The sequence below is a fragment of the Maribacter arcticus genome, from assembly GCF_900167935.1.
Classification (GTDB): Bacteria; Bacteroidota; Bacteroidia; order Flavobacteriales; family Flavobacteriaceae; genus Maribacter; species Maribacter arcticus.
On record NZ_FUYL01000003.1, the window covers coordinates 352,172 to 375,264 of the forward strand.

The 23,093-nt window shown below is 35.8% G+C and carries 18 protein-coding genes; 14 read left to right on the top strand and 4 right to left on the bottom strand.

Annotated elements, in window-relative coordinates; genetic code table 11:
* Nucleotides 1–22 precede the first annotated feature (22 nt).
* The 8 genes from B5X55_RS06900 to B5X55_RS06935 all read left to right on the top strand — a co-directional run bounded on the left by B5X55_RS06900 (nucleotide 23) and on the right by B5X55_RS06935 (nucleotide 9,427).
* On the top strand, nucleotides 23–826 hold the full coding sequence (locus B5X55_RS06900; protein WP_079511872.1) for a TspO-related membrane protein: 804 nt from the start codon (nucleotides 23–25) through the stop codon (nucleotides 824–826).
* 231 nt (nucleotides 827–1,057) lie between these two features.
* Nucleotides 1,058–4,426, top strand: a complete 3,369-nt coding sequence (gene mfd, locus B5X55_RS06905; protein WP_079511873.1) for a transcription-repair coupling factor — start codon at nucleotides 1,058–1,060, stop codon at nucleotides 4,424–4,426.
* Nucleotide 4,427: 1 nt separating this feature from the next.
* On the top strand, nucleotides 4,428–4,748 hold the full coding sequence (locus B5X55_RS06910) for a tellurite resistance TerB family protein (RefSeq protein WP_079511874.1): 321 nt from the start codon (nucleotides 4,428–4,430) through the stop codon (nucleotides 4,746–4,748).
* 117 nt (nucleotides 4,749–4,865) lie between these two features.
* Nucleotides 4,866–5,879, top strand: coding sequence for a 3-dehydro-L-gulonate 2-dehydrogenase (gene yiaK / locus B5X55_RS06915; protein ID WP_200811591.1), 1,014 nt, complete (start codon nucleotides 4,866–4,868; stop codon nucleotides 5,877–5,879).
* Nucleotides 5,880–5,921: 42 nt separating this feature from the next.
* Entirely contained in the window at nucleotides 5,922–7,190 is a 1,269-nt protein-coding gene (locus tag B5X55_RS06920; RefSeq protein ID WP_079511875.1) for a serine hydrolase domain-containing protein, read from the top strand.
* A 108-nt stretch (nucleotides 7,191–7,298) separates the two neighbouring features.
* The gene (locus B5X55_RS06925; protein WP_079511876.1) at nucleotides 7,299–7,628 is read left to right on the top strand and encodes a hypothetical protein; all 330 of its coding nucleotides are present in this window, start codon (nucleotides 7,299–7,301) and stop codon (nucleotides 7,626–7,628) included.
* Nucleotides 7,612–7,962: a tellurite resistance TerB family protein gene (locus tag B5X55_RS06930; protein ID WP_143814423.1), complete on the top strand. Its 351-nt coding sequence runs from the start codon at nucleotides 7,612–7,614 to the stop codon at nucleotides 7,960–7,962. Before B5X55_RS06925 ends, B5X55_RS06930 begins: the two co-directional genes overlap by 17 nt.
* Nucleotides 7,963–8,107: 145 nt before the next feature.
* Nucleotides 8,108–9,427, top strand: coding sequence for a thioredoxin-like domain-containing protein (locus tag B5X55_RS06935; RefSeq protein ID WP_079511878.1), 1,320 nt, complete (start codon nucleotides 8,108–8,110; stop codon nucleotides 9,425–9,427).
* Here B5X55_RS06935 and B5X55_RS06940 read toward each other — a convergent pair.
* Both B5X55_RS06940 and B5X55_RS06945 read right to left on the bottom strand, forming a co-directional pair.
* A complete protein-coding gene (locus B5X55_RS06940; protein WP_079511879.1) occupies nucleotides 9,424–10,083 on the bottom strand; it encodes an aspartate kinase in 660 nt (219 codons plus the stop codon). The two genes, B5X55_RS06935 and B5X55_RS06940, sit on opposite strands and share 4 nt — an antisense overlap.
* 89 nt (nucleotides 10,084–10,172) lie before the next feature.
* Nucleotides 10,173–10,532: a YraN family protein gene (locus B5X55_RS06945; protein WP_079511880.1), complete on the bottom strand. Its 360-nt coding sequence runs from the start codon at nucleotides 10,530–10,532 to the stop codon at nucleotides 10,173–10,175.
* A 186-nt stretch (nucleotides 10,533–10,718) separates the two neighbouring features.
* Here B5X55_RS06945 and B5X55_RS06950 point away from each other — a divergent pair, with 186 nt between their 5' ends.
* Nucleotides 10,719–12,212, top strand: a complete 1,494-nt coding sequence (locus B5X55_RS06950; protein ID WP_079511881.1) for a DUF1800 domain-containing protein — start codon at nucleotides 10,719–10,721, stop codon at nucleotides 12,210–12,212.
* Nucleotides 12,213–12,223: 11 nt separating this feature from the next.
* Nucleotides 12,224–13,927: a DUF1501 domain-containing protein gene (locus B5X55_RS06955; RefSeq protein ID WP_079511882.1), complete on the top strand. Its 1,704-nt coding sequence runs from the start codon at nucleotides 12,224–12,226 to the stop codon at nucleotides 13,925–13,927.
* Nucleotides 13,928–13,985: 58 nt separating this feature from the next.
* Here B5X55_RS06955 and B5X55_RS06960 read toward each other — a convergent pair whose 3' ends face one another.
* On the bottom strand, nucleotides 13,986–14,165 hold the full coding sequence (locus tag B5X55_RS06960; RefSeq protein ID WP_079511883.1) for a hypothetical protein: 180 nt from the start codon (nucleotides 14,163–14,165) through the stop codon (nucleotides 13,986–13,988).
* Nucleotides 14,166–14,375: 210 nt separating this feature from the next.
* Between B5X55_RS06960 and metG the strand changes: the two genes are divergently transcribed.
* Genes metG through B5X55_RS06980 form a run of 4 tightly spaced genes read left to right on the top strand, consistent with a single transcriptional unit; the run spans nucleotide 14,376 to nucleotide 20,854 of the window.
* Nucleotides 14,376–16,454 carry a methionine--tRNA ligase gene (gene metG, locus B5X55_RS06965; protein ID WP_079511884.1) on the top strand — a complete coding sequence of 693 codons (2,079 nt, stop codon included), beginning with the start codon at nucleotides 14,376–14,378 and terminating at the stop codon, nucleotides 16,452–16,454.
* A gap of 29 nt (nucleotides 16,455–16,483) precedes the next feature.
* The gene (locus tag B5X55_RS06970) at nucleotides 16,484–18,625 is read left to right on the top strand and encodes a Tex family protein (protein ID WP_079511885.1); all 2,142 of its coding nucleotides are present in this window, start codon (nucleotides 16,484–16,486) and stop codon (nucleotides 18,623–18,625) included.
* An 8-nt stretch (nucleotides 18,626–18,633) separates the two neighbouring features.
* Entirely contained in the window at nucleotides 18,634–19,536 is a 903-nt protein-coding gene (locus B5X55_RS06975; RefSeq protein ID WP_079511886.1) for a histone deacetylase family protein, read from the top strand.
* Between the two features lie 31 nt (nucleotides 19,537–19,567).
* A complete protein-coding gene (locus B5X55_RS06980) occupies nucleotides 19,568–20,854 on the top strand; it encodes a serine hydrolase domain-containing protein (RefSeq protein ID WP_079511887.1) in 1,287 nt (428 codons plus the stop codon).
* Between the two features lie 5 nt (nucleotides 20,855–20,859).
* Here B5X55_RS06980 and recQ read toward each other — a convergent pair whose 3' ends face one another.
* Nucleotides 20,860–22,944: a DNA helicase RecQ gene (gene recQ, locus B5X55_RS06985; protein WP_079511888.1), complete on the bottom strand. Its 2,085-nt coding sequence runs from the start codon at nucleotides 22,942–22,944 to the stop codon at nucleotides 20,860–20,862.
* Nucleotides 22,945–23,093 lie beyond the last annotated feature (149 nt).

Sequence of the window (23,093 nt, forward strand, 5' to 3'; positions counted from 1 at the left end):
TATCATACTAGCTTTAAGCATTATGAAGAAAAAGCTATCCATTTTAAACCTAATGTCGGTTATTTTAGTAATCGCCGTAAATTATATTTCTCAGATAATGGAGTTTAATGGCACCACTATTGGTGAAATTAGCTCAAGGTATGTAAACCTGTTTACGCCCGCTAGCTATGCCTTTGCTATTTGGGGAATCATATTTTTAGCATTATTGGCTTATGGTATATTTCAGGCTCGCAGAGCCTTTTTTAGTGAAAAAGAAAGCCTATTCATAGAACAGACAGGCTACTGGTTCGTTTTGGCCAATATTTTAAATTGTTGTTGGGTATTTGCCTTTGTTTATAACTATACTGGGCTTTCGGTACTTATCATGTTCGGTATTCTAATTTCACTTATTAAGATTATTTTAAACACTAATATGGAACGTTGGGACGCTCCCATTTCTACGATAGCATTCGTTTGGTGGCCCATTTGTATCTATAGCGGATGGATTTCTGTCGCTTCCATTGCAAATATTTCAGCATACTTAAGTAAACTTAATTGGAATGGTGGTATACTTTCTGAACAAGCTTGGACAATTGGTATGATTGTAGTGGCAATAATTCTCAATTTATTGATGATTTGGAAAAGGAATATGCGTGAATTTGCACTGGTTGGTATTTGGGCTTTGTTTGCCATATATATTAGACATGAAGGCTCCTATAATTCTATAGCATACACTGCTTTAATTGGGTGTATTATTCTTTTTCTAGCTATTTCAGCACATGCCTTTAAAAACAAGGAAACGAATCCGGTTATTAAACTTCAAGAACGATTAAAACAAAAATCTTAAACCATACTTTTAATATCATTTACCCATAACAGGTATATTAAAATAGATGATTAAATGTCTTTGTATATCCTTTAGGTATTCATAATCACAGCAAAATCTCTAACGATCTCACCTGAATCTGATCTTAATAGTTGAGCATCCTTTTTTTGGAGCAATATGTGACGCATTTTCAATAAAAATGAATCGTATCCGTTTCTTAGGTATTCTTATATTTGCACAAATTTTAAATTGTTGAGTCATTCTTCTATCCAACAACAGTACGGTCAGTCTCCCCAAATAGGGAAACTGCTAAATACTATTGCCGATTCTGAAAATTCGGGAACTAAAAATATCCAATTAAAAGGGCTAATCGGCTCATCGCTTTCGTTTGTTTTGGCAAATATTTTTAAGACTGTAGACCGTCCTTTTCTAGCCATATTCAATGATAAGGAAGAAGCTGCCTATTATCTTAATGATTTAGAGCGCCTAATTGGAGAAGATGATGTTCTTTTTTACCCAGGTAGTTATAGAAGACCCTATCAAATTGAAGAAACCGATAATGCCAATGTGCTTTTACGTGCCGAAGTATTAAATAGAATAAATTCTAGAAAAAAACCGGCGATAATTGTTACTTACCCAGATGCCCTTTTTGAGAAAGTTGTTACGCGTAAAGAACTAGATAAGAATACTCTAAAAATGAAATTAGGAGACACACTCTCCTTAGATTTTTTAAATGAAATCTTGTTTGAGTATAAATTTAAACGCGTAGATTTTGTAACCGAGCCAGGTGAATTTTCGGTACGTGGTGGTATTGTTGACGTGTATTCCTTTTCACATGATGAACCGTATCGTATTGAATTTTTTGGTGATGAGATAGATAGCATTCGAACTTTCGATGTAGAAACACAACTTTCTAAAGAAAAGGTAAAGTCGATAACTATTGTGCCGAATATGGCCAACAAGTTCTTAACTGAAAAAAGGCAGAGCTTTTTAACCTATGTCGCATCAAAAACTTTAGTTTTTGCAAAAAACACAGATTTCCTTTATGATCGTTTAGACGATTTCTTTGAAAAGGCAAAAGAAGCTTTCACCAAACTCTCGAAAGATATTAAACATGCCGAGCCAGAAGAATTGTTTATGGGTGGTACAGAATTTAGAAAGCACCTTTCAGATTTCACTCTTTTAACCCAAGATTCTAAACGCAACTCTGAATCTCTGGTAGAGTTTCACACTAAACCTCAGCCTTCATTCAATAAGAAGTTCGACTTGCTTATCGAAAATCTTAACGGTTACCGTGAGCAAGGGTATACCAATTATATTTTTTGCGCCAGCGAACAGCAGGCAAAACGATTTCATGACATTTTTGAAGAGGTAAACGAGCAGGTTCACTATCAAATTATTGTTTTTCCATTGTTTCAAGGTTTTGTCGATGACGACCAAAAATTAGTTTGCTATACCGACCATCAAATTTTTGAACGATATCATAAGTTTCATGTAAAAAACGGTTATGCAAAAAAGCAAGCCATTACATTAAAAGAACTAAACAAACTTGAAATAGGTGATTATGTTACTCACATTGACCATGGTATAGGTAAGTTCGGTGGACTTCAAAAAATAGATGTAGAAGGCAAAAAACAAGAAGCTATAAAACTGATGTATGGCGAGCGCGATATTTTATATGTGAGCATACATTCATTACATAAAATTTCTAAGTTTAATGGTAAGGACGGTACGCCACCAAAGATTTACAAATTAGGCTCTGGCGCATGGAAAAAAATAAAGGATAAAACAAAGAGCCGAGTCAAGAAAATTGCTTTTAACCTAATAAAGGTATATGCAAAACGAAGACTCGAAAAAGGATTTCAATACAACCCTGATAGTTACCTACAGAACGAACTAGAAGCATCTTTTATTTATGAAGACACGCCCGACCAAAGTACGGCTACCGAAGATGTAAAACGGGACATGGAAAGTGAGCGTCCCATGGATCGTTTAATATGTGGAGATGTAGGGTTTGGAAAAACAGAAATTGCCATTCGCGCCGCCTTTAAAGCGGTTGATAATGGTAAACAAGTAGCCATTTTGGTGCCGACCACAATTTTGGCATTTCAACATCACCGCACTTTTACAGAACGTTTAAAAGACATGCCGGTAACGGTAGATTACTTGAACAGGTTTCGTACGGCAAAGGAGAAAAAAGATACTATAGAAAGACTAGCCGCTGGTAAGGTCGATATCATTATTGGCACACATCAGTTGGTCAACAAAAATGTGCAGTTTAAAGACCTTGGTCTTTTAATTGTAGATGAAGAACAAAAATTTGGTGTTGCCGTAAAGGATAAATTAAAATCTATTAAAGAGAATGTTGATGTACTAACGTTGACGGCAACACCAATTCCTCGTACACTTCAATTTAGCTTAATGGCTGCTCGTGACCTTTCTACCATTACGACTGCCCCACCGAATAGATATCCTATTGAAAGTCAAGTTGTGCGGTTCAATGAAGAAATAATTAGAGATGCCGTTAGTTATGAAATTGAACGAGGCGGTCAGGTTTTCTTTATTCACAATCGAATTGAAAATATTAAAGAAGTAGCAGGATTGATTCAGCGTCTGGTACCTGATGCGAAAGTGGCTGTTGGTCACGGCCAAATGGAAGGGAAAAAATTAGAAGCCCTAATGCTAGCTTTCATGAACAGCGAATTTGATGTTCTAGTTTCTACCACCATTGTAGAAAGTGGTTTAGACGTTACCAACGCCAACACCATTTTTATCAACAATGCCAATAATTTTGGTTTAAGCGATTTACATCAAATGAGAGGTCGTGTTGGTCGAGGCAATAAAAAAGCCTTTTGTTATTTCATAACTCCGCCTTACGAAGTAATGACAAACGATGCCCGTAAACGAATCGAAGCTCTTGAGCAATTTACCGAATTAGGTAGTGGCTTTAATATTGCGATGAAAGACTTGGAGATTAGAGGTGCAGGAGATTTATTAGGAGGCGAACAAAGTGGTTTCATCAACGAAATAGGTTTTGAAACTTATCAGAAAATATTAGCAGAAGCTATTGACGAACTGAAAGAAAATGAGTTTAAAGACTTGTATGACGAAGTTGAAGGTCCGCATGAGAAAATTTTTGTCAAGGAAACACAAATCGATTCAGATTTTGAATTGCTCTTCCCAGACGATTATATTAACAATATAACAGAAAGGCTTACCTTATACACTGATTTAAATCAAGTTAAGGATGAACAAGCGCTTCAAAAATTCGAAGAACAACTAGTAGACCGCTTTGGCGAATTACCTGACCAAGCTGCAGATTTATTGAATTCTGTTCGAATAAAGTGGATTTCAAATAGCATTGGCTTGGAGAAAATTGTAATGAAACAAGGCAAAATGATTGGTTATTTCATTAGTGACCAACAGTCAGCCTTTTATCAGACACCTACCTTTACACGTGTTTTACAATATGTACAATCGCACGCACAGCAATGTAAAATAAAAGAGAAACAAACCCGAAACGGATTGCGTTTATTATTGGTTTTTGAAAACATACGATCTGTAGATAGGGCGTATTTGGCGCTGAAGCCATTCGAAATAAAGGAAAAACAATTTGTTTAAAATGAAATTTGATATATCTGAAAAATTGGCCATGGTCAATGTAATTGATTCTGTAATCGTAGCTGATGGCAAAGTACATAAAGGAGAAATAAACGCATTAAGTCTATTAATGAAAATAATTGATTTTGACAGTAATTTTTTGGTTCAGGCACGTACTATCGACACAGACCAAAGCGTAAAAATCTTAAAAGGTATGTCTCAAGATAAAAAAAATAACCTAGCCCAAATCTTAAAAGATGTTGCTATTTCTGATGGTTTTATTCATGAAAAGGAAATTGATTTTATGCATCATATCTTTTCAGAAATTAGGATTATAAAATAGCGTAGCTAATGCCCTAAACTACATTTAAGTTTTTCATAGGTAAGCAACATTAATGTTAAAATAGGAAAATCAACTTTTGTATATTGACAAAAGATATTAATCATTAATTTTTTGGCTTTGAACGAAATAAAAATTTCATTTAATGAAATGAAAAAGGTTTTAGAATCCTTGTTTCTCAAGTATTCTTTTTCTAATGAACAAGCCAAAATACTAGCCAAAATACATGCTGAAAGCACCTTAGACGGCATTAACTCTCATGGCATTAATAGAGTGCCCATCTTTTTAAATTATATCACCAAAGGCCTTGTAAAAATTGATTCCACCCCAACACTAGTAGCATCACTGGGAAGTATTGAAAGATGGGACGGCAACCTTGGCTCGGGGGTTTTAAACGCTATCACTTGCACCAATAAGGCTGTTCAGCTTGCAAAAACCTCCGGAATAGGTTTAATCGCCTTACGAAATACAAATCATTGGATGCGTGGCGGCACTTATGGATGGCAAGCAGCCGAACAGGGCTGCATTTCAATTATGTTTACCAATACCGCACCCAATATGCCAGCTTGGGGAGGTAAAGAAAATAGAATAGGAAATAATCCTTTAGTCGTTTCCATTCCCAGAAAAGAAGGTCATGTAGTTTTAGATATGGCACTCTCGCAATTTTCATTTGGCAAGATGGAAAACCTACATTTAAAAGGGGAGCAATTACCATTTCATGGTGGTTGGGATACTAATAATCAACTAAGTAAAAACCCTAAAGACATAATGGCTTCTGGTCGTGCATTACCTGTTGGGTATTGGAAAGGTTCTGCATTGTCTATGGTTTTAGACATGTTGGCTACCATACTTTCTGCTGGTAATTCCACCTATAAAATTGGTCAGAAAGGAGATGAAACAGCTATTTCTCAAGTGTTTCTTTGCATTAATCCGAATGTATTTTCTGATCGCCAATTACAAGAAAAATTGTTGAGTGAAATTATTCAATATAGCCATGACGTTTCACCAATGAGCAAAGAAGATCGGACCTATTATCCTGGGGAACGAACGTTAGCTACAAGATTAAAAAACCAAAAAGAAGGTATACCTGTAAGCTCAAAAATCTGGGAACAAATACTACTACTTTCAAAATAAATATTTAGTACTTTTAGTAACTACACTTTCAATCAACCACTCATGAAAAATTTGTATTTCTTATTAGTATTTCTACTTTTTGTTTCTTCCTGTAAAGAATCACCAAAAAAAGAATCGATTGTAGAACCCGTAATAATAAACTCATTAGCCAAAGCTCGAATAGATTCCGTACTAAAGAATTTTGTTGATACCAAAAACATTGCTGGTGTTTCGGCTCTAATTTTTGAACAAGGCGAGGAAGTATATTACAATGCTTTTGGCTATGCAGACCTAAATGCAAAAAAACCAATGGACCGGAATACGATTGTTCAAATTTATTCCATGACCAAACCCATAACAGGTACAGCGTTAATGACCCTTTACGAAGAAGGTAAGTTTAAACTAGATGATCCAATCTCGAAATATCTTCCAGAATTTTCAAACATGACTGTTTACACAGGTGTAGATTCAAAGGGAAATGTAATGACTGAACCACTTAAAAGAGAGGTTAGCATTAGAGATATTACAAGGCATACCGCAGGTTTTCCGAACAGAGCAGACATTATCGGACTTAGTGAACTTATGATAAAAGCCGATGCTATGAATCGCGAAAATACCTTAGCCCAAATGGGAGAGAAAATGGGAGAAGTCCCATTATGGTTTCAGCCAGGCACACAATGGGAATATGGACCATGTGTTGATGTACAAGCATTATTGGTAGAGCGTATAGCAGGTGTGCCTTATGGTGAATATGTTAAAAAACACATTTTAGACCCACTTGAAATGAGCGAAACCAGATATTTTATTCCTAATGAAGATAGAGATCGATTCGCCAAATTGTACATAAGAAAAGGTGAAGGTGAATTAGTTCAAGATTCTATAACATATAGTAATTATACCGAACATTGGCCACTTACCAGAGGTGGCTCTGGACTCACCTCAACGTTAGACAACTATATGCGTTTCGCACAGATGCTAGTTCATCAAGGTAGTTTAGATTCCGTTAAAATTTTAAAACCAGAAACTATTCAATTAATGGCGACCAATCAATTGGCAGATAGTGTTACTGAACGTTCTTGGTTACCTTCTAAAGGCCAAGTTGGTTTCGGTATCGACTTTGCCGTGCGGGTAGCACCACCAAAAACACCTGAAGAAAATAATGGTGTAGTTGGTGAGTTTTACTGGGATGGAGCCGCTTCAACCTTATTTTGGATAGATCCAGTTAACAACTTAACTGCAGTTCTTTTTGTACAACTATTCCCTTATGACCAAATAGGTCTACATAAGCAGTTTAGAGATGCTGTTTATGGTCCATATTCGTTTGACAAATAACATAAGACCTATCCCTTAATAACTTTTAACAACCTTGGAAAACTCATTAATAAAGTACATTCAAAATTTCTTGGGTTTTTCTTATCTTTAAACTCTTAAAAAAAACACATGAAGTTTGAAGAGTTTGTAAAAGCAGCCTTTGTAAAGATGATTTACGAGGTTATACAGGCAGACGGTAAAGTTCACCCCGGAGAATTAGAAATACTAAATGATCTTAAAAAAACCCTAGGTTTTGATGATGCATTTTTAGAACGAACTAAAAAGCTAGATTACGATAATGCGCTTGTTACTCTTTACAATATACCTCATGAGCAAAAGAAAGCTTTGGTGAATATTTTAGATGAGGTAGCCATATCTGATGGGTCAGTTCACAAAAAAGAAATGGCTTTAATCATAGATACATTTATTAATATTGGTTTAGGTGAAGAGACAGAATAGCAGTATGGAATTTACAAGAGAGGAAAAATTAGCTGTAGTTAAAATGGTAGATTATGTAATATTAGCCGACAGCAAAGTAGATCCTGCCGAAATGAATTTACTTACTCAATTAATGGAACGATTTAGTTTTGATAGCTTTTTTATTGGGCAAGCCAGAAATTTAAATAAGGATAAAGCTTTTAAAACCTTAAGATTAATGTCTTTGAGCAAGAAGAAAACCTTAGCTCAACTTTTAGACGAAGTTGCCATATCTGATGGCTTCATTCATGAAAAAGAAATCATCAAAATAACAGAAGCTCTTGGCCATATGGAAATCGGTAGAGAGTTGTTTTAATAGCGTTTAAGTACCATTCGAATAACTTAGCCATTATCGTCCATCTCAACAAAAAGTTAATTAATAAGGACTTTAGCACACTAAAAGACGTTAAAATATCATTCTTTTAAAGCAATTCTGGTCCAATAATTGTTTTTCCTTTTCTATGAAAGTTTTATATACATACTGCATCTTATTAATTTCAATTGGGTTAAACGCTCAAGGTTCTATCTCTGGTAATTTCTCTCCTGCAAAAGATTTTAAATGGTTAATAGCCTATGAATTAACCCCAGGTGGCGAAAAATACACTGCAGACACAGCTGTAAAAGAGGGTTCATTTACATTAGAAATGCCTATTAATGCACAACCCGGCATGTATAGATTAGTGTATGCTGTACCACAAAATGAATTTTATATTGATGTTATCTATGATAAAAAGGAGCAGGTAAAATTCAATTTTAACATTCAAGACGGATTAACAATCACTAATTCAGAAGAGAATAAGTGGTTCAATGAATATTTTTCTAAGATTACAAAGGCCCAAGATAGGCTAATGGAGTATTATGAAAAAGGAAATGAATCGAAGAAGGAGTTTACAGATATAATAAAAGAATTAAAAACTATTCAAAAGTCTTACGAGGAAAACCATACCAATACTATAGCCCATAAATTCATAAAGGCAAATAGGTCTTATCTTTCTGAAGATTATGAAGATTTAGAAACATTTCTAAAACATAAGAAGAAACATCATTTTGATAATTTAAATTTAAACGACCCTATTTTACAAGGCTCAAATTTTCTAACTGATAAAATTGCCAGTTATGTTTTCTCTGCCTTACCATCAGATATTGCAACCAACAATGCGTTAGATATAGAAATAATTAAAAATGTAAAGACTGCTGCTGACTTTATTAAAAATACACCTATAAACTTTCAAACTAAGGCCTTACATCATATTTGGGAAATAGCAGAAGCAAATTCTATGGGCCCTGTGCAAGATTATACGTTCACAAATCATTTAAAAAAATTAGCTATTGCAAATGGAAATCAGAAAATGGTTGATGATATTGAATCTTCTACAAGACTAAGGGTAGGTGCAAAATCACCCGAAATTACTTGGGAAGCCAATGGAAAAAAACATGCTCTTTCTACTATGGAAAAAGCAGAAAACTACTTACTGGTATTTTGGAGCAGTACCTGTTCACATTGTCTAAAAGAACTACCCGAATTACACAAAGAATTAAAAGGTTATGATTCTTTAAAGGTATTAGCCATAGGATTAGAAGATGATGAAATAAATTGGAAAAAGGTATCTGCTACCCTACCCGATTTCAGTCATGCCATTGCGCTTGGAAAATGGGAAAGTGAATATGCCCACACCTTCAAAATTCAAAGCACACCCACCTACTTTATTTTAGATAGTGAAAAACGCTTTATAGCCAAGCCTGAATCGGATAAAGAAGTGGTTGAATTTCTAGAAAATTAAAGAGCTTTTAAATCCTTTATAGTTTTAAAGGCTATATCTACTTGTTCGTCATTCACTAGAATAGTAAATTCATTTGTAGTAGAAATTACTTCGTAAAGAACAATTCCTTCCCAAGCCAAACGCTGAAAAATGAAATAATAAATACCAGGTACAGATACGTTCTCCGCTGGTAATTTAACGGTAATTGAAGAAAGATCTTCTGCCTTCTGCGTGCATTTTTCATCCTTAAACAACAACTCAACGGTTTTGTCCATAACATTGCTAATCACGATATTAATTTCATTTACACCACGGCTAGAAGTATAAAAGACATCTTGATTATTATTGATTTCTTCCAATAATTTCGCTTGATGCACTAAAATTTTATCCGATGCTAAAAAGGTATAATCTGTCAATGAAGAACGAACTGTTATTTCACCGATATTCTTTAAAACCTTTAAAATTTTATGGGTTGCCCTAAATTCCAAATCATCCGATAATCTTTTTAAAGCCATTACTATGGCACCATTACGAATGTCTTTTCCTAATTCGTGCTCAATCTCTGGTTTTACTATTCTTGATAATGATGTAAGGTTGATGATACCTTGTGCTAAGGCGCTTTGTAGAAATGGTTTTTTCTTAATGTACTCTTCTACGACTGATGATATTGTTTTCATTTTACTGCTTGGTTGTTGTGCAAATATAACAACTTGTTACAAATAAAACAAAATGTTTGTATATAAAATCTACTCCGCAAGTAGATTATTCAAAAATGATAGAAAGCAGATTCCAAATGTTCCAGCTTAAACCGATTTTTATTTTTTAGAATTGTAATGATATCAAAACGGACATCCACATCAATTTCATTATCGGTAACATAATGATCTGCAGCCATAACCAATAGTTTAATTTTTTTCGGTGTTACCGTTTCCGCTATATTCTCGATATAATCAGATCTTCTTGACCTTACTTCAACAATGGCCAATATATCATTCTTTTGAGCAATGATATCTATTTCTGCTTGCAAGTATCTGTAATTCTTATAATTAATAGTGTATCCTTTTTTTATTAGATAGTCAACCGCTATTTGTTCGCCTTCCTTACCAAATTCATTATGTTTTCCCATAATAACCACTAAAGATTGTGCAATTCATCGAAAATACCAGTCTTTCGACGCTTTTTTGTTAATAAATATCGTTATTTGGATTTTAAGTATCGAAAATAGATAGTTTAAAATACTATACCAAATTTCGAAACGTTTAGAATAGAAGCCCCAACTCTACGAACGTAATATAAATGCCTATTTAAGAATATGGAATATTTCATTAATTGTAATACTTCTACTCTTACTCCGTACACTGCCAATTTAGACCAATTACGAGCATCACATTTATACAGAAGATTAGGATTCAGTGCCTCGGTCGCTACTATTAATCAAGCCACGGGCCAATCCGCGGCAGCTTTAGTTGATAGTTTGGTAGACCAAGCTCTAAACATGGCACCAATACCCGCACCAACATGGGCGAATTGGACAAATGCCAATTATCCTGAAGACGATGATGCACGCAATCAATTGAAGAATCAGCAGAAATCTGAATTTCAATTAAATTACGCGAACGGATTATTGAATAATAATCTAAGAGATCGGTTAAGCTTTTTCTGGAGCAACCATTTTGTAACAGAACTAGAGGTCTATAATTGTAATTCATATTTATATGAATACATCGATTGTCTACAGCGAAATTCATTACGTAATTTTAAAACTTTTGTAAGTGAAATAGGGTTGACCAATGCTATGTTATACTACTTAGATGGAGTATTCAATAATGGTAACAATCCTAACGAAAATTATGGTCGTGAGTTATATGAGCTTTTCACACTAGGTGAAGGCAATGGCTATACAGAAGAGGATATCATAGAAACCGCCAAAGCTTTAAGTGGTTATGTTGAACGCACTGAAATAGGCTGTTCACCAGTAGCTTTTGATGCCACCAAACACGATGCAGGATCCAAAACCATTCTAGGACAGACCGGTAATTGGGGTTATGATGATGTTATTAATATTCTTTTTGACCAGAGGGCTCCAGAAATTGCAGAATTTATCTGTCGCAAATTATATGAATTTTTCGTGCATCCAGATTCTAAGGATGAAGCAAATAATGCACAAACCATAATAAATGGTATGGCCGCAACATTTGTTTCTAATGACTTTGAAATCGCACCTGTCTTACGACAGCTATTTAAAAGTCAACATTTCTTTGATGACGAAGCAATTGGTGTAATCATTAAAAGTCCGATAGATTTTTATTTCAATACACTAAAAGAAACCGGTTTCAGCTATACAGATACAAATGTTGCTGAAATGGTCAACTATAGTGCACTTCTGAGTCAAGAAATCTTTGAACCAGTTGATGTGGCCGGATGGCAACGTGATAGATCTTGGATCAATACCAATTTTATGATTGGGCGTTGGCTAACTATTGAAAGTATTTTGGAAAACTTTTATATGGCCGACAATGAACAATTTAGAACATTAGGTCTAGATATATCCGGCAATGCAGGATTGACAAGCACAAATCCTGATGTAGTTGCAAGACTAATTATTGATTTTATTCTCCCTAAAGGACTTCTAGACGAGCCTGAATATAGTAAAGCGTTTGCCATATTTAGAAGTGATATAGAAGAAGTTTATTATGAAGGTGGCAACCAAGAATCTTGGACTTTGGCTACTTGGCCACAAGCTCCATTTCAAGTATATCTTCTTTTACAATATTTAGCTAGACAACCTGAGTTTCAATTAAAATAATACCTACAACTATGTGCAATTCACAACACTCCCCATATAAAGGTCTACAACATGAAGGCCACGATGACGAACACAAAACTTGGAGCAGACGTTCATTTCTACAGGCAATGGGTATCGCAGGATCTGGCTCAATGATGCTAGGTTCTAATATGCTTACAGCCTCTGCCCCTTCACCCCTATCAGCAGGTATTGCTGCAGCGGAAACTGACAATATTTTGATATTAATACGTCTATCAGGTGGTAATGATGGTCTAAGCACCGTTATACCTTTAGAGCAGTATGACAGTTATGCGAATGCACGACCAAATATTTATGTTCCTGAAAGTAAAGTATTAAAACTTACCGATGAATTCGGTGTACCATCTTACATGAATGCATTGGCACCCATGTGGCAAGAAGGCCAATTTAAGGCTGTACACGGAGTTGGATACGAAGGGCAAAGTCTTTCGCATTTTACAGGTTCTGATATTTTTGCCAACACAGATATAGAAACAACAGGGTTTAGCGGTTTAAACACCGGATGGATGGGTAGACATTTTGAAAATATTTATCCAGATTACTTAATAAACCCACCGGCAGCACCGGCGGCAATTCAGATAGGTCAATTCGGCAGTTTAGTATTTCAAGGTGACGAAACCAATTATGCTTTCGTGACATCGAACATCGACCAGTTAGAAGAAATCGCAGAATCAGGCGTAGTTTATGGCTTAGACGATACTCTTTTCAATAATTGTATGTACGGCGATCAACTAAAGTTTTTGAGAGGAGTAGCAAATACAACCTATGAATACTCAGGACTCATTCACGAAGCCTATGAAAGAGGCCAAAATCAAGTAGAATATCAAGAAAACGGATTTGCACGCCAATTGGCGCTTATAGCACGATTGATAAAAGGAAACTTGGGCACAAAAGTATTTATGATTTCAATGGGTGGTTTTGATACCCATGGCAATCAGCCACAAGCACACGCACGTTTAATGACAAATCTTTCTGTTGCAGTCAACAATTTTTATGAAGATTTAGCCTTTACACAACAAGACGATAAGGTATTGAGTATGACTTTTTCTGAATTCGGACGACGTATTTTTGAAAACGGATCTAACGGTACCGATCATGGTAAGGCATCACCAACGCTGTTCTTTGGATCAGGTTTAAATGGTAGTGCATTTGTTGGCGACCATCCAACATTAGATGACCCGGACGGACGTGGAAATTTAGAGTACACGATGGATTTTAGAGATCTTTATGCTACAGTACTTGCTGAATGGTTATGTGTAGATGTTCCTCTAGTCGAAGCACATTTATTAAATTACAAACCATATGTGCCTGTAAATTTAGGCTTTAGTTGTAGTGGTGAAGCATTCCCAGAAATAGCGTATAGTGATGGTGAGGTTACACCACCAGTACCACCTGGGGAAGAAGCAGAAACACCTTTCAATCCAGATTTATTGAATGCCGTTGTTCACAAACCTTATTACCCAACAGATAGTACTCCACATATCTATTTAGAAATGCCTTTTTCGGCACACGTAGATATCCAACTTTTTAATATTCTCGGTCAACGAGTAGGCACTGTTTTTAACGAAATGATGTTCGAAGGTTCAACCGAAATAAATATACGAGAGCGCATGCCCGAACAACTATCAACCGGAAAGTACATTTATCGTATCAGTGTACAGAATCAAAAGATGAGTAAATCCGTGATGGTAGCTTAAACTGTTTCCCCCTATTATAAAAAGTCCCTATTCAATAAATTGAATAGGGACTTTTTATTTACGCTAATTTCGATTTGTTATTTTTAGTTTTAAAGGACAATTCCCTTTTTACTCTATGGTTCTTATCCTTATGAACTAATGCTATATCTTCTACATTAGCTTCTGTACTTTTTGTGACTACATCTATTTTTTCTAAACCTTCAGAGAATCGCAATTTTATTGGTTTACCAACACTCATATTATTAAAATTTTAACTATTAATTAAGTCTTTTCTTACAATAAAACAGTTTTTATAAATCTTTCGTATAAATAATCGACAAGTCACACTGTTTGACATCAGTTTTAATTAAAACTTCACCTTTTAATCTATTTAGGTGCTGATTACAATTGGCAAGTATTTCGTGATTCTCCCATCAAATTCAGTATTTTTGTAGCTTAATTTATTTTGATGTCCGATATTAAATCACCTTCTAGATATACGATTACTGCAGCTTTACCTTATACGAATGGCCCAATACATATTGGCCATTTAGCAGGTGTTTACGTGCCAGCAGATATATACGCCCGCTATCTTCGTTTAACAGGAAAAGATGTAGCCTTTGTTTGTGGCAGCGATGAACATGGTGTTGCAATTTCAATGAAAGCTAAAAAAGAAGGCGTTACTCCTAAAGATATTATCGATAAGTATCATGCGATAATTAAGCAGTCTTTCTTGGATTTCGGAATTACATTCGACAACTATTCTAGAACCTCTGCACCTATACATCATGAAACCGCATCAGAATTTTTTATAAATCTTTATGAAAAAGGAGATTTTATTGAAGAAACTACGGCCCAGTTATACGATGAAGAAGCACAACAATTTTTAGCAGATCGTTTTGTAATTGGTACTTGCCCTAAATGTGGTAATGAAGAAGCGTATGGCGATCAGTGTGAAAATTGCGGGTCAAGTTTAAATGCCACCGATTTAATAAATCCGAAATCAACCATAACAGGTACAATACCGACTACTAAAGAAACCAAACACTGGTTTTTGCCTTTAGACAGGTATGAAGAATTTCTTACCGATTGGATTTTAAAAGGACATAAAGATGACTGGAAACCTAATGTATACGGTCAATGTAAATCATGGATTGATGGTGGTCTAGAACCAAGAGCAGTAACTAGAGATTTAGATTGGGGTATACCCGTACCTGTTGAAGGTGGGGAAGGCAAAGTACTTTATGTATGGTTTGATGCACCTATCGGATACATTTCATCTACCAAAGAATGGGCAGCCCGTGAAGGTAAAGATTGGGAACCCTATTGGAAAGACAAAGACACCAAATTGGTTCATTTCATTGGGAAGGATAATATCGTTTTTCACTGTATCATTTTCCCTTCTATGCTGAAAGCAGAAGGAAGTTATATTTTACCGGATAATGTACCTGCCAACGAATTTTTAAATTTAGAAGGCAACAAATTATCTACCTCTAAGAATTGGGCGGTTTGGTTGCACGAGTACCTAATTGATTTTCCTGAGTTACAAGATTCGTTACGTTATACGTTAACAGCGAATGCTCCAGAATCTAAGGATAATGATTTTACCTGGAAAGATTTTCAAGCTCGTAACAATAACGAATTGGTTGCTATCCTAGGGAATTTCATAAACAGAGTAGTTGTATTGACCAATAAATATTATGACGGAAAAGTCCCAGCCGCTGGTAATTTTTCTGATGTTGATACAGAAACCCTTGACCAACTTCGTAAGTTTCCAGATACGATATCTAGCTCGATAGAGCGCTATCGCTTTAGAGAAGCCGGACAAGAATTAATGAACCTAGCCCGTTTAGGAAACAAATATTTAGCAGATGCCGAACCTTGGAAAGTTATTAAGGTCGACGAAGAGCGTGTTAAAACTATCATGAACGTAGCCTTGCAAATCGCTGCTGGTTTAGCTGTATTAAGTGAACCATTTTTACCATTTACCTCTGCTAAACTTAAAAACATACTCAATATCAACCTGAGCGCAGTCGAAGGCCTAAATTGGGAATCAGTTTCAGCCACCAAGGTGTTACTATCTGCAGACCACCAAATCAACCAAGCAGAGTTGCTCTTTAGAAAAATAGAAGATAGTGAGATTCAATCACAATTAGACAAGTTGGAAGCCACCAAAAAAGCGAATGCGAACGAAAATAAAAAACTAATGCCCCAAAAAGACACCATTACCTTTGATGATTTTTCTAAGCTAGACATGCGTGTCGGAACTATAATCGAAGCCGAAAAAATGGCAAAAGCCAAAAAGCTTTTAGTTTTAAAAGTAGATACTGGCTTAGATATACGTACTATAGTTTCTGGTATTGCAGAAAGTTTTACCCCAGAAGAGATTGTTGGAAAAAAAGTAACTGTTTTAATCAATTTGGCACCTCGTGCCCTTCGCGGTGTAGATAGTGAAGGAATGATTTTGATGACCGAAAATGCCGATGGAAAATTGGTATTCGTTAATCCTGATGAAGATGGCGTTGGTAATGGAGAAGGAATAAACTAATTACCTCTCCTAAAAATATTACAATATAAATGGCAAAATTGGACTCGGCCCAAATAGTTGGCTATATCTTAAAGTATACCCAACTCCCAGAAAAAGGGATTCAAAATACGATTGAACTTCTAAACCAAGATTGTACGATTCCTTTTATTTCGAGGTATCGAAAAGAGAAAACAGGCAATTTAGATGAAGTTCAAGTAGGTGCCATTGTACAGTTTAAAGACCAGTTTGAAGTACTAGAAAAACGTAAAAAAGCTATCATTAAAGCTGTCGAGGAACAGAATGCCTTGACCGCAGAACTCAAACAAAGCTTTGAGAACGCAGAAGACTTAACGCAGTTAGAAGATTTATATCTACCATTTAAAAAGAGCAAAAAAACAAAAGCCGAAATAGCCCGTAAAAACGGTTTAGAACCTTTGGCTAAAATCATTATGGCGCAGCGTAATGATGATATTGAATTTACGGCATCAAAATACGTAAACAAAGAAGTTGAAAACGAAGACGATGCTTTAGAAGGAGCTCGCCATATTATTTCTGAATGGATTAATGAACGAACTGATATTAGAAATCAAATACGGTCACAATTAGCTCGCTTTGCAATTATATCTACAAAAGTAATTACTGCTAAAAAAGAAGACGAAAAAGCACAGAAGTATCGCGATTATTTTGAATGGAGTGAACCATTAAATAAATGTCCGTCGCACCGTTTATTGGCGATTTTAAGAGCAGAATCAGAGAAATTTATCCGGGTTAAAATTGAGTTGGATGATGAACGATTACTAGACCGTATAGAAAATAGAATTATCAAATCTAATAATGCGTGTGCAAAGCAAATAGAACTTGCCATTGCAGATGCTTATAAAAGATTACTATTCCCATCTTTATCCAACGAACTATTAAAAGCTGCAAAGGAAAAGGCAGATGATGAAGCTATCAGTGTATTCTCCAATAATCTTAGACAATTGTTGTTGGGTGCGCCTTTAGGCGAAAAACGTATTCTCGCCATTGACCCAGGTTTTAAATCGGGCTGTAAATTGGTGTGTTTAGATGCCCAAGGTAATTTAGTGCATAATGAAAATATCTATCCGCATGCGCCACAAAATGATGTAAGCGGTGCTATTAAAAAATTGAGTTCGTTAGTTAATGCCTATAAGATTGAAGCTATCGCCATAGGTAATGGCACAGCTTCAAGAGAAACTGAACATCTTGTCAAAAAAGTGATATTCAATAATCCGGTTGAAGTTTTTGTAGTAAGTGAAGCTGGGGCATCTATTTACTCAGCATCTAAGATTGCTCGTGATGAATTCCCGAACTACGATGTTACCGTTCGTGGCGCAGTTTCTATAGGTAGACGTTTGGCCGACCCACTTGCAGAACTGGTTAAAATAGACCCTAAGTCTATTGGTGTAGGGCAATATCAGCATGACGTAGACCAGACTAAACTAAAAAATTCGCTTGACGTCGTAGTAGAAAGTTGTGTAAACTCCATTGGGGTAAATATAAATACCGCAAGTGTTCCCTTATTAAGTTATGTTTCAGGTATTGGACCAAAATTGGCCGAAAATATTGTCATCCAAAGAAAGGAAAAAGGCGCGTTCAAAAGCAGAAAAGAGATTATGGATGTTCCTCGCTTAGGGGGTAAAGCCTTTGAACAAGGAGCTGCATTTTTACGTATTAAAGATGCCAAAAATCCGTTAGATGATTCTGCCGTACATCCAGAAAGCTATGCTATAGTAAAGCAAATGGCCAAAGATAAAGGAACCGAAATTCTTTCTTTAATTGGCAACAAGGCATTACTTAAAGAAATAGAATTAAAAAAATATTGCACTGAAAATGTTGGCCTACCCACTTTAAAAGACATACTTTCAGAATTAGAAAAACCAGGATTAGACCGAAGGGAAAAAGCTAGAGTATTCACTTTTGACCAAAATATTAAATCGATTACCGATTTACACAGTGGTCAATTACTTCCTGGTATCGTAAACAACATTACTAATTTTGGGTGTTTTGTAGATATCGGCATCAAAGAAAGCGGACTGATTCACGTTTCTAATCTCTCCGATTCGTTTGTTAAAGATGTAAATGAACATGTTCATTTACATCAACAAATAATTGTGAAGGTTTTAGAAGTCGATGTACCTAGAAAGCGTATTCAACTAAAGCTGCACAAATAGTTCAGCTAATGCTTAAAATAGCCTACCATACTATTTATAAACATCCATTACCAGAAGGTCATCGTTTTCCTATGATGAAATATGAGCTTCTACCACAGCAATTAATATATGAAGGTACCTGTACCCAATCTAATTTTTTCGAGCCTGAAATTCCGAATGATAAACATATTGTAGCCGTTCACGATCCTGAATATTTTTACGATTTGTTGAATATGATGATTTCAGCAAAAATGTCTCGTAAAATCGGTTTTCCAATATCTGAAGATTTGGTAGAGCGAGAACGTATTATAGCTGATGGCACCCTAAAAAACTGTGATTTCGCGCTTCACTACGGAATTTCAATGAATATTGCTGGCGGTACTCACCATGCATTCAGTGATCATGGCGAAGCATTTTGTATGCTAAACGACCAAGCCATTGGCGCAAAATATCTATTGAATAAAGGGCTAGCAAAAAAAATACTCATTGTAGATTTAGATGTTCACCAAGGTAATGGTACAGCAGAAATCTTTCAAAATGATACCAATGTCTTTACATTTTCTATGCATGGTAAGTCTAACTATCCCTTAAAAAAGGAAAAATCAGATTTAGACATTGAACTTGAAAAAGGGACAACAGATGATTTATACCTGTCTATACTCAAACAAAACTTACCTAAATTATTAGACATTGTTCAGCCAGACTTTATCTTTTATCTCAGCGGGGTAGATGTTCTTAAAAGTGATAAACTTGGCACATTAGGCCTAACTGTGCATGGTTGCAAACTTCGCGACCAATATGTTCTAGACACTTGCAAAAAGCATAAAATTCCTGTGCAATGTAGTATGGGTGGTGGGTATTCCGAAGACATTAGAATTATTGTAGAAGCACATGCGAATACGTTTCGGTTGGCGCAATCTCTATATTTTTAGTACATTAGTACAACACCTGAAAACCAAACTAATGAAAACGCTGATTCACATTTATTTTGCTCTATTTACACTAGTTTCCTTCTCCCAAACAATATCCATTCAAAAATCATCTGCATTAGAAACAGGAAATGCAAAAGATGCAGGCATGTCAACAGAGCGTCTTTCAAAAATAGACGCCATGATTTCAGAAGAAGTTACTAATGGTAATATACCTGGGGCTGTTGCACTAATTGCACGTAATGGCAAAATAGTTTTTCACAAGGCGTTCGGCATGTCTGATAATGAAGCGAACATTTCGATGGAAAAAGATGCCATTTTCCGTATTGCCTCTCAAACAAAGGCCATAACCTCAACCGCTGTAATGATGCTTTGGGAAGAAGGTAAGTTTCAATTAGATGATAATATTTCAAAATACATTCCAGAATTCGGTGAGGCGCAAATATTAGATACCTATAATGAAGCCGACGGTACGTACACTACTAAACGAGCAGAAAACCAAATCACCATTAGAGATTTGTTGACTCATACATCAGGTATTGGTTATGGAGTGATTGATGGGGATGAACGTTTCAAGAAGATTTATGCAAAAGCAGGAATCACCGATTTATTTACAACAGAAAAAATTACGATTGCCGAAAGCGTAAAAAAACTGGCAAAGTTACCACTACATCATGAGCCAGGAGAGGCATTTACCTATAGTGAAGGCCTTGATGTGTTAGGCTATTTTATCGAAGTTATTTCTGGTGTACCCTTTGATGAATTTTTTAAAACGAGAATCTTCGAACCACTTAACATGAAAGATACTTGGTTCTACCAACCGAAAGAAAACTATAATAGATTAGTAGCAGTTCAAAAAAAGGAAAATGACAAATGGATAAAATATCCTATTACCTTTTATGACACTGATTATCCTATAAAAGGAGCAAAAACTTTCTTTTCTGGTGGTGCAGGTCTTTCAAGCACAGCAAAAGACTACGCTACTTTTTTACAGATGTATTTGAACGAAGGTGAATTAAACGGAGTGCGATTATTGAGTAGAACCACGGTAAAAAGTATTTTGGGGAATCAAATTGGAGATATATGGGATGGACCAAAAAACCATGGCCTTGCCTTTTCAATAGTAAATGAAAAAGGAGAAATTTCTGGTGGCCTTGGAAGTGACGGAACATTTGAATGGGGAGGTTATTTCAATACCCAATATTTTGCAGACCCAAAAGAAAAAGTAATCGGTATTTTAATGAAACAGACCCAAGGCCCTGTAAATGATACGACCAGTTGGAAATTTAAGCAAATGCTTTTTTCTAGTATTGATGATTAAAGGCCTTAAGAATCTAACAAATACAGCCCAAACTTAATTTTCCAATACGGCATTTGCTCTTTAAAAAACTCAAAATAGTCTTTTAAACCTGTAGCTTCAGTTAATTCTGATTTTGCATTCGCTATTTTTGATACTTCATCAGCACTTACGAATTGATTCAAATCAAGCTCCTCACCTTCTGCATGTTTTTTCATTAAGTGACCGTAAATGGTATTCTCAGAAAGGTTTCTTGCAGTTGCAATTTCAGAAACTGTTAATCCGTCAGAGAATAAATCGAACGTTTGCTCATGCGTTGCTTTCTTTGATTTTTTAGCAGGCGCATAAGTAGTAATTTCCTTAATAAAAATATCAGCGTACTTTTCTAATTTTGCCTGCCCTACACCAGACACCTCCATGAATTCTTTTTCATTTTTAGGCATCTTGAGTTCCATATCCTTTAAACTGGCATCACCAAAAACAACATATGCCGGCACGCCTTGATCCTCGGCAATTCGTTGTCTTAAAAGGCGAAGCTTTTCGAAAAGTCCTGTTTTTGGAGTTTTTGCTTTTGCTGTACTTTTCTTCTTTTCCTTTTCGGTTTGCAAGATTGCTAATTGAATTGTTTTATTGGAAAAAAGCACTTCTTTAGCCAATGGCGTCAAGCCTAATCTGGCTCCTTCCCTAAAATTAATATCCAACACGCCTTGGTTCAATAACTGAATCACATACTGTTGTAAGTCTAGCCACGAAACATCTTTTATGGCGCCATATGTTTTAATATTTTGATATCCTCGTTCTAATACTTGGGCATTCTGTGCTCCTCGTAAGACATCGATAACCATACCCATAGGTTCACGCTCTCGTAGTCGAGCAACCCCAGAGCATACTTTTTGAGCTAATAATGTAGCATCAAAATATGCTGGTGGACTCATACAAATATCACAATTTCCACATCCTTTGGTTACTTGCTCACCAAAGTAGTTTAACAATGCAATTCGGCGGCAACTCAACGCCTCCGCAAATTGCTGCATCCGTTCCAATTTGGCAAATTCTACGTCTGCATTTTCACTTTGTGTGATAAATCGACGCAGCTGTGCCACATCGGCAAAACTATAAAACAGCAAAGCATGAGCTGGGAGTCCGTCACGACCACCTCTACCAATTTCTTGATAGTAACCTTCTATATTCTTCGGAAGGTTATAATGAATTACCCAACGCACATTACTCTTATCTATTCCCATACCAAAAGCAATTGTTGCAGCGATTATGGGAACTCTATCTGTAATAAATTCTTCTTGTACCTTAGACCGTTCTTCAGATGACATACCTGCGTGATATGCCTTAGCCTTAAAACCAGCCTTTTGTAATTTTTGAGCAATAGCTTCAGTACTTTTTCTGCTCAAACAATAGATAATTCCGCTTTCGTTGGATCGATCATCTAAAAAATCGAGAATGTGCTTAATTCGGTCTTGTGCAGGCTTTATATCTAAGTATAGATTTGGCCTATTGAAAGAAGCTAAATGTCGCTCTGCATTCGGAATCTTCAATTGATCGGCAATATCATCTTGCGTGGTTCTATCAGCTGTTGCCGTAAGTGCCATAACTGGAATATTCGGAAAGCGTTTCTTTAAACTACCCAACTGGGTATATGCAGGTCTAAAGTCATGTCCCCATGAAGAAATACAATGTGCTTCATCTACTGCAAATAAGCTAATCTTCAAATTTTCTAAGATTGAATCAAAGAAGCCTAAGCTTTCTGGAGCAACATAAAACAGTTTCAATTCGCTGTTTTCTAATTGTTGCAAAATTGCCTGCCGAGTTTCTTCTGATTGGGAACTATTGTAATATGCAGCAGCAATGCCATTGGCTTGCAATACATCAACCTGGTCCTTCATTAAGGCAATCAACGGTGAAATTACAATAGCCGTACCTTCTAAAGCTAAGGCCGTTAATTGATAACAGAGCGATTTTCCCCCTCCTGTTGGCATAATTGCCAACACATCTTTTTTGTTCAAAGCATCCTCAATTATGGATAATTGATTCGGCTTAAAAGAATCATAGCCAAAATGAGTTTTTAATAAAGGAAGTAGTTCTTGTACTGTTGATGTCATAGGTGCAAAAATAGGAAGTTTATATACCAATAAGGTCTTCGACTACGCTCAGACTGACATTAATAATTCGATTTCAGTTTTTTTTAAATAAGTTAATAGATATTCACCATCCTTAATGGAGGGATTCATTACTAAACAAATTACTTTTC

What these genes read in the sequence shown, in the direction of transcription:
- B5X55_RS06900 (WP_079511872.1), top strand. Translation starts at nt 23, where the DNA reads ATGAAGAAAAAGCTATCCATTTTAAACCTAATGTCGGTTATTTTAGTA.
- B5X55_RS06910 (WP_079511874.1), top strand. Translation starts at nt 4,428, where the DNA reads ATGAAATTTGATATATCTGAAAAATTGGCCATGGTCAATGTAATTGAT.
- B5X55_RS06920 (WP_079511875.1), top strand. Translation starts at nt 5,922, where the DNA reads ATGAAAAATTTGTATTTCTTATTAGTATTTCTACTTTTTGTTTCTTCC.
- B5X55_RS06925 (WP_079511876.1), top strand. Translation starts at nt 7,299, where the DNA reads ATGAAGTTTGAAGAGTTTGTAAAAGCAGCCTTTGTAAAGATGATTTAC.
- B5X55_RS06935 (WP_079511878.1), top strand. Translation starts at nt 8,108, where the DNA reads ATGAAAGTTTTATATACATACTGCATCTTATTAATTTCAATTGGGTTA.
- B5X55_RS06940 (WP_079511879.1), bottom strand. Translation starts at nt 10,083, where the DNA reads ATGAAAACAATATCATCAGTCGTAGAAGAGTACATTAAGAAAAAACCA.
- B5X55_RS06945 (WP_079511880.1), bottom strand. Translation starts at nt 10,532, where the DNA reads ATGGGAAAACATAATGAATTTGGTAAGGAAGGCGAACAAATAGCGGTT.
- B5X55_RS06950 (WP_079511881.1), top strand. Translation starts at nt 10,719, where the DNA reads ATGGAATATTTCATTAATTGTAATACTTCTACTCTTACTCCGTACACT.
- B5X55_RS06955 (WP_079511882.1), top strand. Translation starts at nt 12,224, where the DNA reads ATGTGCAATTCACAACACTCCCCATATAAAGGTCTACAACATGAAGGC.
- B5X55_RS06960 (WP_079511883.1), bottom strand. Translation starts at nt 14,165, where the DNA reads ATGAGTGTTGGTAAACCAATAAAATTGCGATTCTCTGAAGGTTTAGAA.
- metG (WP_079511884.1), top strand. Translation starts at nt 14,376, where the DNA reads ATGTCCGATATTAAATCACCTTCTAGATATACGATTACTGCAGCTTTA.
- B5X55_RS06970 (WP_079511885.1), top strand. Translation starts at nt 16,484, where the DNA reads ATGGCAAAATTGGACTCGGCCCAAATAGTTGGCTATATCTTAAAGTAT.
- B5X55_RS06975 (WP_079511886.1), top strand. Translation starts at nt 18,634, where the DNA reads ATGCTTAAAATAGCCTACCATACTATTTATAAACATCCATTACCAGAA.
- B5X55_RS06980 (WP_079511887.1), top strand. Translation starts at nt 19,568, where the DNA reads ATGAAAACGCTGATTCACATTTATTTTGCTCTATTTACACTAGTTTCC.
- recQ (WP_079511888.1), bottom strand. Translation starts at nt 22,944, where the DNA reads ATGACATCAACAGTACAAGAACTACTTCCTTTATTAAAAACTCATTTT.